Raw genomic sequence first — 17,432 nt, forward strand, 5'->3', positions numbered from 1 at the left:
AAAGGTTCCTTTTTTTAATACTTAGAATATTATTTTTCTTTGCTTTCAAAATATTTATCTATACCGGCAGCAGCGGTTTTTCCTGCTCCCATTGCTTTGATAACTGTGGCTGCACCTGTAACGGCATCGCCGCCGGCAAATATTTCGGGACGGTTTGTAGCAGCGTCATCATCTGTATAAATCCCGCCTCTTTTATTTTCTTCAAGATTATCCGTAGTTTCTAAAATCAATTTATTTAATTTAGTACCTATCGCCATAATTACGCAGTCTACATCTATGACGTAGTTTGAGCCTTCGATTACGACAGGTCTTCTTCTTCCGGAAGCATCAGGTTCTCCAAGTTCCATCTTAACGCATTCTATCCCGCATACTTGACCTTTTTCATCTCCCAAAACTTTAACGGGATTTGTTAGGTAACGGAAGTCGATTTCTTCTTCCACTGCATGGTGGATTTCTTCTGCTCTTGCAGGTATTTCGGCTGCAGAACGACGATAAATCAAATATACTTCTTCAGCACCCATACGCTTTGCACATCTTGCAGCGTCCATAGCAACGTTTCCGCCTCCGACAACTGCAATCTTATTTGCTTTTAAGATCGGTGTGTCGTATTCAGGTAGGTATGCTTTCATTAAGTTGATTCTTGTTAAGTATTCGTTTGCTGAACATACTCCGATTAGGTTTTCTCCGGGGATGTTCATGAAGGAAGGAAGACCTGCTCCGGTACCTATAAATACGGATTCAAAACCTTCTTCTTTCATTAATTCATCAACTGTTATAGACTTACCTATTATAGCGTTGGTTACAAACTTAACGCCTTTATCTTCAAGCTGTTTTACTTCAGCCGCTACGATTTCTTTTGGAAGACGAAACTCAGGTATACCGTAAACCAAAACTCCCCCTGTCTTATGTAAACTTTCGTATACTGTAACGTCATATCCCTTGTTTATCAAATCCCCCGCACATGCAAGTCCTGCAGGTCCCGCTCCGACAACGGCAACTTTATGACCGTTACCTTTAACGGGTTCTACCTTTTCATCTTCGTAGTTTGCAGCATGCCAGTCGGCAGCAAATCTTTCAAGACGACCTATTGCAACAGGTTCACCTTTTTTAGCATGAACACATTTCCCTTCGCACTGCGTTTCCTGAGGGCAAACTCTTCCGCAGATAGCAGGAAGTGAATTTGTTTCTTTTATTATTTGATATGCTTCCTCAAATTTTCCTTCTGCGATTTTAGCTATAAAATCAGGTATTTTAACCATTACGGGACATCCTGACATGCATGGTTTTTTACGGCATTTAAGACATCTCATAGCTTCATTTATTGCCATTTCTTCAGTATATCCGTTAGCTACTTCTTCAAAATTCTTATTACGAACGTCGGGTTTTTGTTCCGGCATTGGGTTCTTTTCTTTAATTAAATTAATCATGGTAACGAACACCTCCAGTCAAATGGCAAACATGTGCCCTGTCTTCTGCTTCCTGATCGGCATAATATGTACTTCTTTGAATAAGTTCATCCCAGTCGACCAAAGAACCGTCAAATTCGGGTCCGTCAACACAAACGAATTTATTTTCTCCTCCGATGATACATCTGCAGCCTCCGCACATACCGGAACCGTCGATCATATAAGCTGTCAAAGATGCAACAGAAGGTATACCATGTTCTTCGGCAAGTTTACATACAAGCTTCATCATGATAGGCGGTCCTACTGCTACAACCTCATCATATTTATTTCCTTGTTCTATTAATTGTTTAAGTTTATCAGTGGTAAAAGCTTTTTCTCCGTAGGAACCGTCATCTGTAACCATGTATAGGTTATCTGTTCCTTTTCTAAATTCGTCTTCTAAGATTACCAGTTCTTTATTTTTAAAACCGGCAATCATATCTACTTCGATACCATGATCGTGCATTCCCGTAGCAAGAGGATATGCAAGAGCATTACCCGAACCTCCGCCTACTACGCATACTTTTTTAAGTCCTTCCATATGTGTAGGTTTTCCGAGAGGACCTACGATATCCGCAAAACAATCGCCTTCTTCAAGCTGATCCATTAACATGGTTGTTCTTCCAACGGTTGCATAAATCAAATCAATCGTTCCGTCTTCTTCGTTATGTCCCGCCATTGTAAGAGGAATTCTTTCACCGTATTCATCGGTACGAAGGATGATAAATTGTCCCGGTCTGGCTTTTCTTGCAACGAGTGGTGCATATATTACCAGCCAAGTCATATTTTCATTTAATTTTCTTTTTTCGGTAATTTCAAACATCTTCATTTTTAGCATCCTCCTTCCTTTTTATCCATGCTTTTCTTTTGCATGACTAAGTTGTCATACCTATCCATTGCAGCTTCTTCTGCTTTTGTAAATAACTCTTCGGCTCTGTCAGGGAATTTAAGTTTAAGTGAGTTATAACGAACTTCACCCATGATAAAGTCTCTGTAGCTTTGAGTTGGAGCTTGGCTGTCAATAGAAAGAGGATTTTTGCATTCTGCTTCTAAATCAGGATTATATCTAAGTAGGTTCCAGTATCCTGAACGGACCGCATTTTTCATTTCCAGCATAGATCTGTTCATTCCTGCTTTTACTCCGTGATTTATACAAGGAGCGTAAGCGATGATAAGTGAAGGACCATCATAATTTTCCGCTTCTCTTAAAGCTTTTAGTGTTTGTTCCGGATTAGCTCCCATAGCGATCTGTGCTACGTAAACATATCCGTAAGCCATAGCGATTTGTGCAAGGTCTTTCTTTTTAACTGCTTTACCCGAAGCCGCGAATTTAGCTACAGCACCTATAGGCGTTGATTTAGAAGATTGTCCTCCTGTATTGGAGTAAACTTCGGTATCAAATACCATTACATTGATATTTTCCCCTGAAGCCAGAACATGATCAAGTCCGCCGTATCCGATATCATAAGCCCAGCCGTCGCCGCCGAAAATCCATACAGACGGTTTTATAAGCATGTCTTTGTTATCGATAACGTATTTAGCATATTCATTTGAATCAGCTATTTTTTCACATTCTTCAAGTAAAATCTTTCCTGTTGTTTCTGCTGCTTTTGCATCGTTCATTGACGCTATCCAAGCTTTTGCAGGTACACCGATAGTATCAGTTAATTTTTCAACCGCACTCTTCATTTCGTTTCTTCTGGTCTGCATTGATATTGCCATACCGAAACCGAATTCCGCGTTGTCTTCAAATAAAGAGTTAGCCCATGCAGGACCTCTTCCTTCTTTGTTTACTGTATAAGGAGTACTTGGAGCACTGCATCCCCAAATAGATGAACATCCTGTGGCGTTTGCAATGAACATTCTGTCTCCGAATAATTGAGTAATTAGTTTAGCATAAGGTGATTCTCCGCATCCCGGACATGCTCCCGAGAATTCAAGAAGCGGTTGTTTGAACTGAGAACCCTTTACTGTATCTTCCTTGAACGGAAGTTCTTTTTCATCGATGTTAGCAAATAAGTAATCGTAATCCTTTTGTTCTTTTTCAACTACGTTAGCATCCGCAGGAACCATTTTAAGGGCTTTATTTCTTGAAGGACAAACTTCAACACATAGTCCGCAGCCGCTGCAGTCTAGAGAAGATATTCCTATTGTGAATAAATTATTTTTGACACCCTTCATTTTTACAGCCGTTCCTTCGAAGTCTTCCGCTTCGTTCTTATCAAGAACGAATGGTCTGATAACACCGTGAGGACATACATAAGAACACCAGTTACACTGCATACAGTTTTCATGTAGCCAAACAGGTACGTCCGTTGCTATACCTCTCTTTTCGTAAGCAGCTGTTCCTGCAGGGATCATTCCGTCTGCAGTTGATAAGAAAGTAGAAACCGGTTCTTTATCTCCGTTAAGAGTATTTGTCGGTTTTAAAATATTGTTTAAGTAATCTGTATGTACTTTGTCTCTGCCTACCATTTTAGCTTGAGGTGCATCATCGGGTACATCTTTCCATGAAGCCGGAACTTCTACTTTATGAACATTTTTTATACCTTCGTCTACTGCTGCAACGTTCATATCAACGATTTTTTGACCTTTTTTGCCGTAAGTCTTATTTATTGCGTCTTTCATGTATTTAGCCGCATCTTCAATAGGAATGATGTTAGCTAGTTTAAAGAATGCCGCCTGAAGTACTGAGTTCGTTCTTCTTGCACCGAGACCGATTTTCTTAGCAATCGATACGGCATCGCATGTATAGAACTGAATATCATTTTCTGCGATATATCTTTTAACTTTTGCAGGTAAGAATGTTTCAAGTTCTTCGTCATTCCATACGCAGTTGAGTAAGAAATATCCGCCCGGTTTTACATCCTGTACCATATCGTATTGATTTAGATATGCTGAGTTATGACAGGCTACAAAATCCGCTTGTTTGACATAATAAGTCGATTTGATAGGTTTATCACCAAATCTCAAGTGAGATATAGTTACCCCTCCTGATTTCTTTGAATCATATTGGAAATAAGCCTGAACCTTTTTATCAGTATAATCTCCGATGATTTTTACACTGTTTTTATTTGCGCCAACGGTACCGTCGGCACCAAGTCCCCAGAATTTACATGCTACGGTCCCTTTTGGTGCAACATTTGGATATTCTTTTGTTGGAAGAGATAATTCGGTAACATCATCAGTAATTGATATTGTAAAGTTGTTTTTTGGATTTTCTATCCATAGATTTTGATATACTGCTAAGATATCTCCCGGCTGTGTATCTTTAGAACCCAGTCCGTAACGTCCTCCAACGATTTTAGCATCTTCAAATTTTGTGCCTCTTAAAGCCGAAATTACGTCTAAGTATAAAGGTTCACCGACTCCGCCGGGTTCTTTAGTTCTATCAAGTACAGCTATTTTCTTAACGGTCTTAGGTATTACATTTAAAAGATATTTACTGGAGAAAGGTCTGTATAAATGAACTTCAATGATACCTACTTTTTTACCTTTATCATTGAGGTAGTCAACTATTTCTTCAGCTGCTTCACAAACAGAACCCATCGCTACGATTATTTCCGTTGCGTCTTCAGCACCATAGTAATTAAATGGTTTATAGTTTGTACCTATTTTTTCATTTACTTTATCCATATATTCAGCGACGATATCAGCTGTTATATCGTAAGCTGTGTTACATGCTTCTCTGTGCTGGAAGAATGTTTCCGGCTGTTCTGCAGAACCCATTGCATGAGGATGAGCAGGGTGAAGTGCTTTTTCTCTGTATGCTTTTACTGCGTTCCAGTCAACCAACTCTTTTAAATCATCATAATCCCAAACTTCAATTTTTTGATTTTCATGTGATGTTCTGAAACCGTCAAAGAAATGAACCATCGGAAGCTTACCTGCTATTGTAGCAAGATGTGCTACCGCAGCTAAATCCATTGATTGCTGTACACTGTTTGAAGCAAGCATTGCAAAACCTGTTTGACGGCATGACATAACGTCTGAGTGGTCTCCGAAGATAGACAGTGCATGACTTGCAAGTGCTCTTGCAGCAACATGGAATACTGTAGGAGCTTGTTCTCCAGCCAGTTTATACATATTAGGTATCATTAGAAGAAGTCCCTGAGAAGCTGTAAATGTTGAAGTATAAGCTCCCGCTGCTATTGCACCGTGAACCGCACCTGCTGCTCCTCCTTCAGACTGCATTTCTACGATTTTAACTTTTTCATCGAATATATTTTTTCTTCCGTCCGCTACCCATTCGTCCATGCTCTCTGCCATAGGAGATGACGGAGTAATTGGGTAAATAGCAGCAACTTCGGAAAAAGCATATGCCACATGAGCGGCTGCTGTGTTTCCGTCCATTGTTTTTAATTTTCTCACCATAATCACTCTCCTTCCCTGATGCCAAGAGCATCTCTTTGCAAGTAGTTATAATCCGGAACTTCTTGTTCAACGATTACGTTTCTTGGACACATGTACTGACATACTTCGCAGTTTTCGCATAAATCACTGTCTATAACTGCATGTGCACCTTCCATATATATTGCTTCGTTAGGGCAGTTTACTTTACAGTCTTCACATCCGATACATGCTGAGTCACAAACTGCTGCTTTATCTTCGTAATCTTCTGTTGAAGAACATGGAACCAGTTTTGTTCCTTTGTATGGTACCATAACGATTAAATCCTTAGGGCAAGCATATGTACAATCTTTACAACCTACGCATTTATCAGGGTCTACTTTAGCAGTACCGTCTACAACGCGTATTGCATCGTATCTGCAGACTTTTGTACAGTTACCCTGTCCCGTACATCCCGTTGTGCAGATATTATAATCTTTTGGATTAACTTTAGCCACTGCTTCCGCACAGTCCGTAATCCCTAAATTTTCATAAACTTCACTTGCTTTTTTGCCTCCGTTACATTTTACAAATGCAACTTTGTCTTTAAGCTCGGTTAAATCATGCATTGTGTCTATGATGATTTTTTTCTTACATTTTACTGTACATGCTACACATCCCACACATTTATCATAGTCAATAACAGCATGATTATCTATGATATCTATAGCTCCTTCGGGGCACGCTCTAACGCAGTCCGAACATGCAATACATCCAAATCCGCAGATTTCTCTTGTCTTCTCGTCATCTTCTTCTTTTGAAGAACATGGGATAAAGTTTGTTGCGTCTCTAGGTATCATAGTAATAATATTTTGAACACAGCTTTCTGCATTTGCACAAGCTCCGCATCCGCTGCATTTTTCTTTATCGATTATTACTCTTCCGTTAGAAAGTGTCATAGCATCAAATTTACAAAAATCGATACATGAACCAAGTCCGACACATCCGTCTCTACATTCTCCTCTTTTAAATCCAAGGTTTACTGCTTCAGCGCAAGATTTCAAGTCCTTAAATCTTTCTTTACCGGCAGAATCCCCGTTACAGAGAATAAAGGCTACTTCATCTTTAACTTCCACAGACTCGGTGCCCATAACTTTAGCAATTTCATCTACTTTATCTTGTGTGCATGCAGGACAAAGCGCGACACTTGCTCCGTTTGCAATAGCTTCGGCACATTCCTGACATGTATCTTTACCACATCCGCCGTAACCACCGCAATTAACGCCCGGCAGAAGCTCTAATATTTTTTTAGCTGCTTCTCCAGCCGCATTATGATTGGTACTCATAATGAATTCCTCCTTTACCTTTACCTACTAAAACTTACTTAAAAATTACAAGGATTATTTTTAATAAAAGTCTAATTTAATCTTACTATCAAGGGGGGTAAAAGTCAATTAAAAAACCGATTTTCCTAAGCTTAGGGATATTTTGTAATTGTGCTTTAAGATAATGATGAAAACCCTTTTTATGTTTATTTTTATTTGTTTATTTGTAAATAAAAAAGTTATTTATAGACTTTATAAAATTAGATAGACTAAATATTTGACTTGTTAAAGTAAAGTGTAAAATGATAAAATATAATTATTAAATAATAAACATTTAACTTATTAGAGTGGGGGAGTAAAATTATAAAACTGAATTAATAAATATTTCAATTAAAATTAAATTTAAAAGGTTTATATAAAAAAAGAGAATATTTAATAATTCTCTTTTTTATAAATTTTATTAAAGTAAAGTTTTATTTTATGTTTATGATCTATTTAATAAATATTATTAGAAAATTTCATCTTCTGCTCTTCTCACATACATTTCTTCAAGTTCTCTTTTATGGTAAAGGTATCCTTCATCATCATAATACCTTGCATTCATTGGGCATTTTTTTATGCAGGCACCGCATTTGATGCATATTCCATTGTATTTTCTTATATCAACTTTATCAATGGAACTCATAGGGCAGACTTCTGCACATAATTTACAGTCATTGCACCTATGGTTAACTTTGGGTAATACTTTTCTTATATCTATTTTATTACCGTTTCTGTCTCTTGGTGTGTAATAAGGTCTTATGGGATCTTTTCCATTTACTTGTATAGGTTTTTCACTGTATGTATCTAAACTGCTTATTCTCTTGATAATCAAATCTACCAGTTTATCCATGATTTTAAAATCTTCATTGTCCGGTCTGTTCTTTGCCAAAATATTTGAAAAAGAATGTTCTCCGACAAAGGCTCCCGCCGCAATGGAGTGAAAATTATTTTTTTCTAAAATGTTTCTCAGTTCTATAAGTGCATCATCGTAATTCCTGTTTCCAAATAAAACTATAGGAACGCATAAAGCGTTATTTCCGTTGATATTATTTGTTAAAAATGGAAGCAGTACATTCGGTACTCTTCCTGCATAAACCGGAGTAGCAAAAATTACCAGTTCGTCATTTTTAAAATCAATAATTTCTTTTCTTTTTTCTTTGGGTGTGAAATTTACAATTCCTAAGTCGATATTTAATTTTTTAGAAATATTCTCGGCTATATATTCCGCTGTTCTTTTTGTAGTGTCTGTTGCGCTGAAATAGGCTGCATAAACTTTATTTATTTTCATTTTAATTACCTATATAACCTTTTTAAAATATAACATATCGATAAGCTTTGTGCCGTCTTCGTACATTTCATGGTCATAATTATCTATGAAGAAATTTCTTTTTCTCATAAAATATTTAAATCCAAGGTTTTCATAAAAGGATATTATCTTATCGCATTCTCCCGTTCCTAATATTATAACTGAAGCTTTGTTCTTATAATGCTCAAAAATAAATTTAATCAGTTTGCTTCCATATCCTTTTTTCTGAAATTGCTCATATATGGATATATTTTTTATTTCATAAATTTTATTAGCTAATCTTAAAATCGTTATTTGTCCTATTAATTCATTCTCTTCATAGCAAACGAACATATCTGACTTTTTAAGGTATTTATTTATCATATCTTCATCTTCGTCTCCTAAATATAATAGATCCATAAATCGTTCTTTCTTTAATTTGACTTGCTTTATTTTCACTTTAATAACTCCAAAATCTAAATATTATACTATTATTATTCCAAGAAGTTTTGCAAGCTCCATAGCCTGCATTTCACTTACTTTTGCACCCTTTATCTCCGAGAAGTTATCGGATAATATGATACCGTCTATAAAACTATCTGAAAAATCAAGTCCTTTTAAACTTGTTTTAAAAAAGTTTGTCATAACAAATTTGCAAAGGTTTATATCAAGTTTTCTTATTTTACATTCACTGAAACCTGCGTTTGTAAAATCACTTTCATTTAAAATTACATAGTCAAAACTGGTAAGGTCAAAATTAGCGTACTTAAAATTGCAATCCTTTATTAAGGTATCTTTTATAATCGATTTAAAAAAATCTGCTCCGACTCCTTTTGAAAGAATAAAATGTACTCTTGAAAAATACCCTTCGTTAAAATCACTGTTAGAAAAGTCACAGCTTTTAAATAAGACGTCTACAAATCCTGATTTTCTAAATGAACACTCTAAAAATCTGCAGTTTTCAAAAATCATATCCGAAAAATTGAGTTCTGAAAAATCTTCATTACTATATACTTGGTCTTTGATATATTTATTTTCTACATCCAAGTCTTCGTCTTTTGCGTCTATAGCCAAGGTATAAAAATCTTCGATTATTTCAAGGTCTTTTATGTTTAAATCTAATTCTTTTGTTTTCATAAACATATAATACTATGTTTGAGTTTTTAATACAAATATAATCAATAAAAAAGTTTACTTAATTAAGTAAACTTTAAAATAGAGTAAGCTGTTCTTTTTTATATCTTTTTATAATAAATTTATCTATTTGACTGTGGTCGTACATAATATCATTTTTATTGCATTCATCTTTAAAAGCTTTCCACAGAATTTCTTGATTGGGGGATGAACACCAATAAGTATTGCCGAATTCTTTTATATACCTGCTTTTAATTCCCGGGAAATACTCGTCCAGTTTTTCGTAAAAATAGTCTCTTTGATTTTCTCTTAATGATACCGCAAAGTTGGGAAAAGTATATACCCAGTTTGCACCGCATTCTTTAGCTTCTTTTATAATCGAAGTTATATTTTCTTTTGTATCGTTTATAAAAGGCAAAGTTGGAGTTAAGAGTACACCTACATTTATATCCTTTCCGGATAATTTTTTTATTGCCTCAAACCTTCTTTTGCTTGAGGGGGCAAAAGGTTCTATTTTTTTAGTGATTTCATCATTTGCTGTAGTAATGGTTATATTTACAGTTACGCTTGAATGAGTTGCAATCTTGGATAATATATCTATATCTCTTGTTACCAAATCGGATTTTGTTATTATGCTTACTCCGTACATATATTTATCGATTATTTTCAGAGCTTCTCTTGTGACTTTTTCATCTTTTTCAAAAGGATTATAGGGGTCACTCATCGCGCCTGTCATTATGATTCCTTTTTTCTTTTTTGCTCTTAGCTCTTTTTCCAGTATCTCTAGAGCATTTTCTTTTAATATGACTTCGTCAAAGTTTTCAATGTTATAACAGTTGCTTCTGCTGTCGCAGTATATACATCCGTGTACGCAGCCTTTGTATAAATTCATATTATAATTTGAATTGAACCATCCATGTTCTTTATAGCCTGAGAGTATAGTTTTTGCAGGTATTTTTTTCATATTTCGTTCTATCAGCCTTTAAGTTTTATTTTTTATAATTATATAATAAAAGCACAGGTTTTATCTGTGCTTTTAAAATTATTTAAATAAATTTTTTATTTTATTCTTTGTATCATCAAAGAAATCTTCTATTTTGTCTAAATCTATTTTAGATTTTACAGTGTTTGCTAGTTCCTTTATTTCTTTATCAGGAAGATCCACTCCCAGTAAATCTTCGATTGTCTTTGTAGGTTCTTTCTTTAAATTCTCTTTGAAGTTTTCATCTTCTTTTGCTTTTTTTATTATTGCCTCGATTTTTCCTTTTTTGTCATTTGTAAAATCTTTTGATTTATCTATTAATTCTTTTGTCTTATCTTCCGTCTTATTATAGAATTCGCTGTCTTTTACTTTTTCTTTGTATTCCTGAACCTTATCTTTTGCATCATCGAAGTATTCTGAACCTTTATCTATAAGTTCTGCGGTTTTTTCTTTTGATGTTTCTATTATGTCTACAATCTTATCTTTCGTTTCATCTTTCATTTTTGATATCCTCTATTCTTTTATTTAATTTAATTCTATGTAATTAATTTTTAATTGTAAATAAAATTAGTTTATACTCAAATACTATTTTAAATATTTGTTTTTAATAAATTCCAAATCATCATAAAGAAGGTCTTGTTTTGTCATAAAGAATTCATCCATCTTTCCTCCGTGATCAAAATAATCCATATATATTGCTGCTTTTGTAAGAACTCTGTCTTCCATTATATCTTTTCTTGCTTCCAAGTTAGCAATCGCTATTGTCATAAATAATTTATGCATTCCCATTACAGGATGTTTTGGGTCATGAAGGAGGATATCTGTAATTTCACCCATAGATAGTCCGTCTTTTAAAACTTCGTAAGTATTGTTTACTTCTTCTTTAATTAGCTTATAACTATTATCTGCATTTATCTTCATATTAAATCACTCCTTTTCCTATATTATACTTTAATTTTCATAAATTACTACTATTATAAAAAAAAATTTGATATAATCAAAATATTAAAGATAATGGGAGGCTAAAAATGTCAAATAATATGGTAGCGGATCATGCGATAAGGCCTGTGGAAAATGATACGATCTTTACAATATCAGCCAAAGCTAGCGAGGCGGTTTTAAAATATGGTGCAGAAAATGTTATAAATTCTTCTATGGGTGTGTTGCTTGAGGATAACGGAGATTTTGTTGCATTTGAAAGTGTATATAGTTATTTAAAAGATTTGGATAATCCTAAAATTGCTGCTTATGCGAGTATAGAAGGAGATAATGACTTTTTACAAGCGGTAAAGAAGGCATGCTTTAAAGAGCATATGCCAAATGCATATATTAAAGCGGTTGCGACTCCGGGAGGATCGGGTGCTATTCATCATGCTATATTTAACTATACAAATATAGGAGACAGTATACTGACTTCCGGTTTATATTGGGATCCATATAATACAATATGCTTGGAAAACAGCAGAAAATTAGATACTTATAACATGTTTAATGATGAGGGAGGACTTGATATAGAATCATTTAAAGAAAAGTTCGATTATCATTTAAGTAAACAAAAAAGACTTCTTACAATATTCAATACTCCTGCTCATAATCCGACAGGATATTCGATTTCAAATGAAGAATGGGATAAAATAACAGATATTTTAAAAGCAGGAGCAGAGAATAAGGAGAATAAAATAATTATTCTTGTTGATGTTGCTTATATAGATTTTTGTGATGAAAAGTTTGACAGACGTTCATTTATGGAGAAATTTGCGGGACTTGAAGAGAATATTTTGGTATTATTTGCTTTTTCGGCTTCAAAGGGATATACGATGTACGGACTTAGAAACGGAGCACTTCTTTGTGTAACAAGCAAAGAAGAAATAGCAGAGGAATTTTTCTATACTAACCTTCATTCAAACAGAGGGACCTGGTCCAACGGAACAAAAGGTGCGATGAGAGTCCTTACGGATATAATAAATGATGAAAAAGTAGGTAAGCCTTTCTATGAGGAAAGGAACCATTATGTAAAACTTCTCAGAAGAAGAGCCGATGCATTCTTAGAGGCGAGTAAAGAAGCTGATTTAGAACTTTATCCTTATAAAGATGGTTTTTTTGTATGTATACCTTGCAAAAATCCGTCAAAGGTATCACAAAAGTTAATGGAAAAGAATTTGTTTGTAATCCCTCTTCAGACGGGGCTTAGGTTTGCGGTCTGTGCGGTAAGCGAAGAAAAGTGTATGAGCGCTCCTAAAAAAATAAAAGAAGCTTTAGTTGAGTGTGATGAATAATCAAATTAAAAGAGGGAGTAGTTCTCATAGGAGAGCTGCGCCTAAAAAAACAATTAGCCGGAGTAAGAAACGGCGAAGTGTTAACAAAAATCCTAGGATAAGGAGCTCTTCGGGTAATGTTACTGTAAGGTATGATGAATTCGGTCGTCCGATCAGAGTAAGAAGAGTAAAAAAGAGAAAATTCAGAAGAAGAATAAAAGAAGTTATAATTATTGTTTTTCTTTTATTAATCGCATGGGGTATTTTTGTTGTGGTTAAGTATAAACCTTTTAATACCACTACGATAAATAATGTAAAACTCAGAGGAGTTTTAAAAGAGCAGGTCGTTTTTGAAGGACCGGACAGTGAATATATACAAACCGGAAAAACATATAGATTTAAAGTCAAGGATATGGTAAAAGATATCTTTAATACTAAAGTAACCGAAGATATAGATGGTAAATCAATAAAAGTAAAAGTTACGACAAACGGTGTTAAAGATTATGTGGATATAAAGAACAATACCATAAAAATAAACGATAGTATTTTAAGCGGTTCGAGGGTCGATGTAATTGTAAGTTATAATGGCTTAAATAAATCATATAGTTATAGTATAAAAGATAACTTAAGTGAGGAAATAGGTAAAAATATGATTATAACTAACCCTAATGAATATGATGCTGTCGTAAATAAGACCAGACACTTGTCCAGTGACTATAAACCTAAGGATTTGGTAGAGGCAAATGTCGATTATGCTCAGTCAAATTTAGCAGTAAGACCGCTTAGGAAAGAAGCTGCTAAGGCATTGGAAGACCTTTTTGCGGATGCAAAACAAGCAGGCTATGATTTTTATGCTTTAAGCGGGTTTAGATCTTATAAAATGCAGGTTGATGTGTATAAGAATAATATAGCTCAGTACGGAAGTGAAGAAAAAGCTAATTTCTATTCCGCAAAACCGGGAGAGAGCGAACATCAGCTTGGGCTATCCATGGATGTAACAACTAAAGAAGTAAACTTTAAATTGACCGAAAGCTTAGGAGATACCGAGGCGGGGAAATGGCTTGAGGATAACTGTTATAAAAACGGATTTATAATAAGATTTCCCAAAGGAAAAGAAAAGATCACCGGATATAGTTATGAACCTTGGCATGTAAGATATGTGGGAAAAACTTTAGCTAAAGTGATACACGATAACAATTTAACATTAGAGGAATATTTTGAAGAAAAATAAAAAAGAATTCAGCACAACTTATGTTTATAAAACAGACAAAAAGTACGAGGGAGAAAATGTATACTATTTTTTAGAAAATGAGTACGATTATTCTTCTCGTACTTTTAGATATATCATACGTGAAGGCAGGCTTCTTATTAACGATAAAGAGGCTATGTTTGTAGATGTATTAAAAGAAGGGGATATAATCAAAGTATCTTTTCCCGTAGAGGAAGCTGATGCTCCTTCTACCGATATGAAAATTGACATTATCTATGAAGATGATGATATAGCCGTAATAAATAAAAAGCCGGGAATGGTAGTTCATGTAACGAAGTCACATCCTTTGGATACACTTCAAAATGCAATATATCATAAGTGGGAATGTGAAAATAAACACTTTAAAACTAGGTTTGTAAACAGGCTGGATATGGATACTTCCGGAATTGTTGTAATAGCAAAGAACAAATATATTCATCATTTTATACAAAATCAAAGCATAAATAATGAAATAGATAAAAGGTACGTTTTAATTATAGAAGGTGTAATGAACAAAAAAGAGGGATATATAAACGCTCCCATAAAAAGGGCTGAAGGACATCCGCTTAAAAGAATTGTTGACAGTGACGGTAAAGAATGCATAACGAAGTATAAAGTTATAGAGGAATTTAAAAAGCATTCTTTGGTAGAAGCAAGGCTTATTACCGGAAGGACACATCAGCTCAGAGTTCATTTTTCTTATATTGGACATCCTATCCTCGGAGACAGTTTATATAACGAAAATAAAAGTGAACTGATTTCTCATCAGGCTTTGCATGCAAAGAGCATTTCTTTTGTTCATCCGAGAGAAAAGAAGCTTAGGACCTTTGAAGCCGAGCTTTGTGATGATTTTAAATATGCTTTGGAAAGATTAAAAAAGAGTTAAAAACATTGAAATTTAATATTTGAGGTATATAATAGTAAAAGTATTAATTTTCGGGAGGAAATGTGATTTGAGTGCTGCTAAAAAGAAGAATTACTTAAAGGGAGCCGCCGTGCTTGCCTTTGGAGGAATAATAGCGAAATTTTTAGGTATGTTTTTAAAACTGCCTTTAGTAAGAATATTAGGCGACTTTGGGATGGGTTTATACGGGAATGCGTATCCGGTATATACATTCCTTCTTGCAATATCTGTAATAGGACTTCCTGTTGCCATATCAAAAATGGTTTCCGAAAGGATTAGCCTTGGGAAGTACGACGGAGCTTATAGAGTATTTAAGGTTGCTATTTTAGCATTAGCGATTATTGGTGCTATATGTTCCAGTATAATGTTATTTGGAGCTCATTTCTTTATATCCGTATTCAAATGGCATCCGGATACTTATTATTCCATACTCGGTTTAGCTTTTGCACCTCTTTGTGTATGTATACTTTCATCGTTTAAAGGTTTCTTCCAAGGTATGCAGAACATGACTCCCCCGAGTATATCTCAGATAGTCGAGTCTATAACCAGGGTAGTCGTAGGTCTTGGACTAGCGGTATTCTTATATAATAAATTAGGCGTCGCTTTTGGTGCCGCAGGTGCTACATTTGGTGCTACGGCAGGTGCTTTTGTGGCGAGTTTTTTCCTGTTCCTGTGCTTTTTAAAAGTAAGACCTAGGCTTAAAAGACAGATAAGCAGGCAAACAAGCAAATCAACTGAAGATGCAAGAACAATTTTAAAAATTCTTGCTTCTATTGCAATACCGATTACTCTTGCATCTTTAGTTACTTCTTCCATGAATTTAATCAATTCCTTTACGGTTTCTGCCTTTCTTCAAAAGGCAGGATTTAGTGTGAACGAAGCAACGGTGCTTTGGGGACAGCTTTCACAAAGGGCACAGACAATCATAAGTATCCCTCTTATTTTATCTTCTTCTCTTGCGGCAAGTCTCGTTCCGACAATAAGTGAATCCTTTGTAAAGAAAGACTTGAAGCAAATAAGGCAAAAGACCTTCTTAACATTTAAAGTAGTTTTGATGATAGCTCTTCCTTGTATTGCGGGACTTGTTGTAATGTCAAGTGAAGTGACTACTTTATTGTTTGGTGATGCAAATGGGGCTAATATGCTTAGGATTTTGGCTATAGGAATTGTATTCACAATGATTTCAACAACGATGCAGGGGATTTTACAGGGGGTCGGACTTCTTAATACTCCCGTCAAAAACTTAGCTATTGGATGTGTTATAAAACTTATTTTGAATGTAGTATTGATACAAATCCCTTGGCTTAATATTTACGGAGCTATACTCGGAACTCTAGGTGCGGACTTGGTCGTTGCCAGCCTCGACTACAGAGCGATAAAAAAATTCCTTGGTTCCACTTACGGAGGTCTTGGTATGGCATTTATCAAAAACTTGTTTTGTGCGGCTGTCATGGGTATAGTTTGTTTCTTTGTAAAAACATTCCTTGCAGGCTTTCTCGGTAACAGTATATTGACCGTAGTCGTTATATTGGTTGCCATGGTGGTATATCTTGCACTTATTTATATAACAAGGGTCCTTAATATCGAAGAAGTAAGAAGTGTTATAGGAAAATAATAATGAAAGCTACAAATAAAAATACAATAAGCGAGATAACCAATAAATACGATTTTAGATTTAAAAAGGATTTGGGACAAAATTTTCTTACAGATGAAAATATAGTTTTAAAAATAGTAGATGCACTTGAACTTAAAGAAGATGAAGTAGTTCTTGAAGTCGGTCCAGGGATGGGAAGTCTGACTCAAAAGCTTGCAGAAAAAGCGTATAAGGTATATGCGGTGGAAATAGATACCAGAGCTGTAAATATGCTCGAAGAAACTTTAAGCGGATATGAAAATATAGAGATTATAAATAAAGATATATTAAAGACCGATTTAAGTGAAATACTTGAAGAGGCATTACAAGAAAATAGAAAAATCAAATTCATATCTAATCTTCCTTACTATATTACCTCACCTATTTTAATGAAGGTTTTGGAAGATAAAGTAAAGTTTGAAAATATCGTTGTAATGCTTCAGAAAGAAGTTGCGGTAAGGCTAAATGCAAATGTGAATACAAAAGATTATTCTTCATTTACCATAGCTGTTGATTATTATGCAGAAGTCGAAAGACTTTTTAATGTACCAAAGACTGTTTTCGTGCCTATGCCTAAAGTGGATTCCACTGTTTTAAGGGTAGTACCAAGGAAAGAAAGTAAGGTTAATGTAGATAACGAAGAAATGTTTTTTAAAGTAGTTAAAGCTGCTTTTATGAACAGACGTAAAATGGCTTTTAATTCTCTTGCCAACGGACTTTCTTTGAATAAAGATTTACTTAAGGATGCTCTTATAAATGCAGGGCTTGATGAAAAAGTCAGAGCGGAGAATATAACGATAGAGCAATTTGCTGAATTATCAAATGAAATAAATAATATAAAAAAATAAA

Annotated in this window: 15 protein-coding genes; 5 read left to right on the top strand and 10 right to left on the bottom strand. The window is 34.8% G+C overall.

Features of this window, described 5'->3' with window-relative positions:
* Positions 1–29: 29 nt before the first annotated feature.
* From gltA to NSA01_RS00370, 10 genes are all read right to left on the bottom strand, one after another.
* Positions 30–1,427 (bottom strand): NADPH-dependent glutamate synthase, encoded by a 1,398-nt coding sequence (gltA, locus tag NSA01_RS00325; protein ID WP_257479545.1) that lies wholly within the window; start codon positions 1,425–1,427, stop codon positions 30–32.
* Complete coding sequence (locus NSA01_RS00330; protein WP_257479797.1) at positions 1,420–2,268, bottom strand: sulfide/dihydroorotate dehydrogenase-like FAD/NAD-binding protein; 849 nt, start codon at positions 2,266–2,268, stop codon at positions 1,420–1,422. Before NSA01_RS00330 ends, gltA begins: the two co-directional genes overlap by 8 nt.
* 8 nt (positions 2,269–2,276) lie before the next feature.
* Positions 2,277–5,819: a pyruvate:ferredoxin (flavodoxin) oxidoreductase gene (nifJ, locus tag NSA01_RS00335; protein ID WP_257479546.1), complete on the bottom strand. Its 3,543-nt coding sequence runs from the start codon at positions 5,817–5,819 to the stop codon at positions 2,277–2,279.
* A gap of 2 nt (positions 5,820–5,821) precedes the next feature.
* The gene (locus tag NSA01_RS00340; protein WP_257479547.1) at positions 5,822–7,120 is read right to left on the bottom strand and encodes a 4Fe-4S binding protein; all 1,299 of its coding nucleotides are present in this window, start codon (positions 7,118–7,120) and stop codon (positions 5,822–5,824) included.
* 487 nt (positions 7,121–7,607) lie between these two features.
* Complete coding sequence (locus NSA01_RS00345) at positions 7,608–8,429, bottom strand: EFR1 family ferrodoxin (RefSeq protein ID WP_257479548.1); 822 nt, start codon at positions 8,427–8,429, stop codon at positions 7,608–7,610.
* Between the two features lie 9 nt (positions 8,430–8,438).
* A complete protein-coding gene (locus NSA01_RS00350) occupies positions 8,439–8,885 on the bottom strand; it encodes a GNAT family N-acetyltransferase (RefSeq protein ID WP_257479549.1) in 447 nt (148 codons plus the stop codon).
* Positions 8,886–8,909: 24 nt separating this feature from the next.
* Complete coding sequence (locus NSA01_RS00355) at positions 8,910–9,563, bottom strand: pentapeptide repeat-containing protein (protein ID WP_257479550.1); 654 nt, start codon at positions 9,561–9,563, stop codon at positions 8,910–8,912.
* Positions 9,564–9,636: 73 nt separating this feature from the next.
* Positions 9,637–10,524 (bottom strand): SPL family radical SAM protein, encoded by an 888-nt coding sequence (locus tag NSA01_RS00360; protein WP_257479551.1) that lies wholly within the window; start codon positions 10,522–10,524, stop codon positions 9,637–9,639.
* Between the two features lie 78 nt (positions 10,525–10,602).
* Positions 10,603–11,043 carry a hypothetical protein gene (locus tag NSA01_RS00365; protein ID WP_257479552.1) on the bottom strand — a complete coding sequence of 147 codons (441 nt, stop codon included), beginning with the start codon at positions 11,041–11,043 and terminating at the stop codon, positions 10,603–10,605.
* Between the two features lie 84 nt (positions 11,044–11,127).
* On the bottom strand, positions 11,128–11,463 hold the full coding sequence (locus NSA01_RS00370; RefSeq protein ID WP_257479553.1) for a hypothetical protein: 336 nt from the start codon (positions 11,461–11,463) through the stop codon (positions 11,128–11,130).
* Positions 11,464–11,570: 107 nt separating this feature from the next.
* Here NSA01_RS00370 and NSA01_RS00375 point away from each other — a divergent pair, with 107 nt between their 5' ends.
* The 5 genes from NSA01_RS00375 to rsmA all read left to right on the top strand — a co-directional run bounded on the left by NSA01_RS00375 (position 11,571) and on the right by rsmA (position 17,431).
* Complete coding sequence (locus NSA01_RS00375) at positions 11,571–12,818, top strand: pyridoxal phosphate-dependent aminotransferase (RefSeq protein WP_257479554.1); 1,248 nt, start codon at positions 11,571–11,573, stop codon at positions 12,816–12,818.
* Positions 12,811–14,028, top strand: a complete 1,218-nt coding sequence (locus NSA01_RS00380) for a M15 family metallopeptidase (RefSeq protein WP_257479555.1) — start codon at positions 12,811–12,813, stop codon at positions 14,026–14,028. Before NSA01_RS00375 ends, NSA01_RS00380 begins: the two co-directional genes overlap by 8 nt.
* A complete protein-coding gene (locus NSA01_RS00385; protein ID WP_257479556.1) occupies positions 14,015–14,932 on the top strand; it encodes an RluA family pseudouridine synthase in 918 nt (305 codons plus the stop codon). The genes NSA01_RS00380 and NSA01_RS00385 overlap by 14 nt, the downstream gene beginning before the upstream one ends.
* 67 nt (positions 14,933–14,999) lie before the next feature.
* On the top strand, positions 15,000–16,565 hold the full coding sequence (locus tag NSA01_RS00390) for a putative polysaccharide biosynthesis protein (RefSeq protein ID WP_257479557.1): 1,566 nt from the start codon (positions 15,000–15,002) through the stop codon (positions 16,563–16,565).
* A gap of 2 nt (positions 16,566–16,567) precedes the next feature.
* Entirely contained in the window at positions 16,568–17,431 is an 864-nt protein-coding gene (rsmA, locus tag NSA01_RS00395) for a 16S rRNA (adenine(1518)-N(6)/adenine(1519)-N(6))-dimethyltransferase RsmA (protein WP_257479558.1), read from the top strand.
* The last annotated feature ends 1 nt before the right edge of the window (position 17,432 follow it).

It is taken from the genome of Anaerofustis stercorihominis (genome assembly GCF_024623185.1).
Lineage (GTDB): Bacteria > Bacillota > Clostridia > Eubacteriales > Anaerofustaceae > Anaerofustis.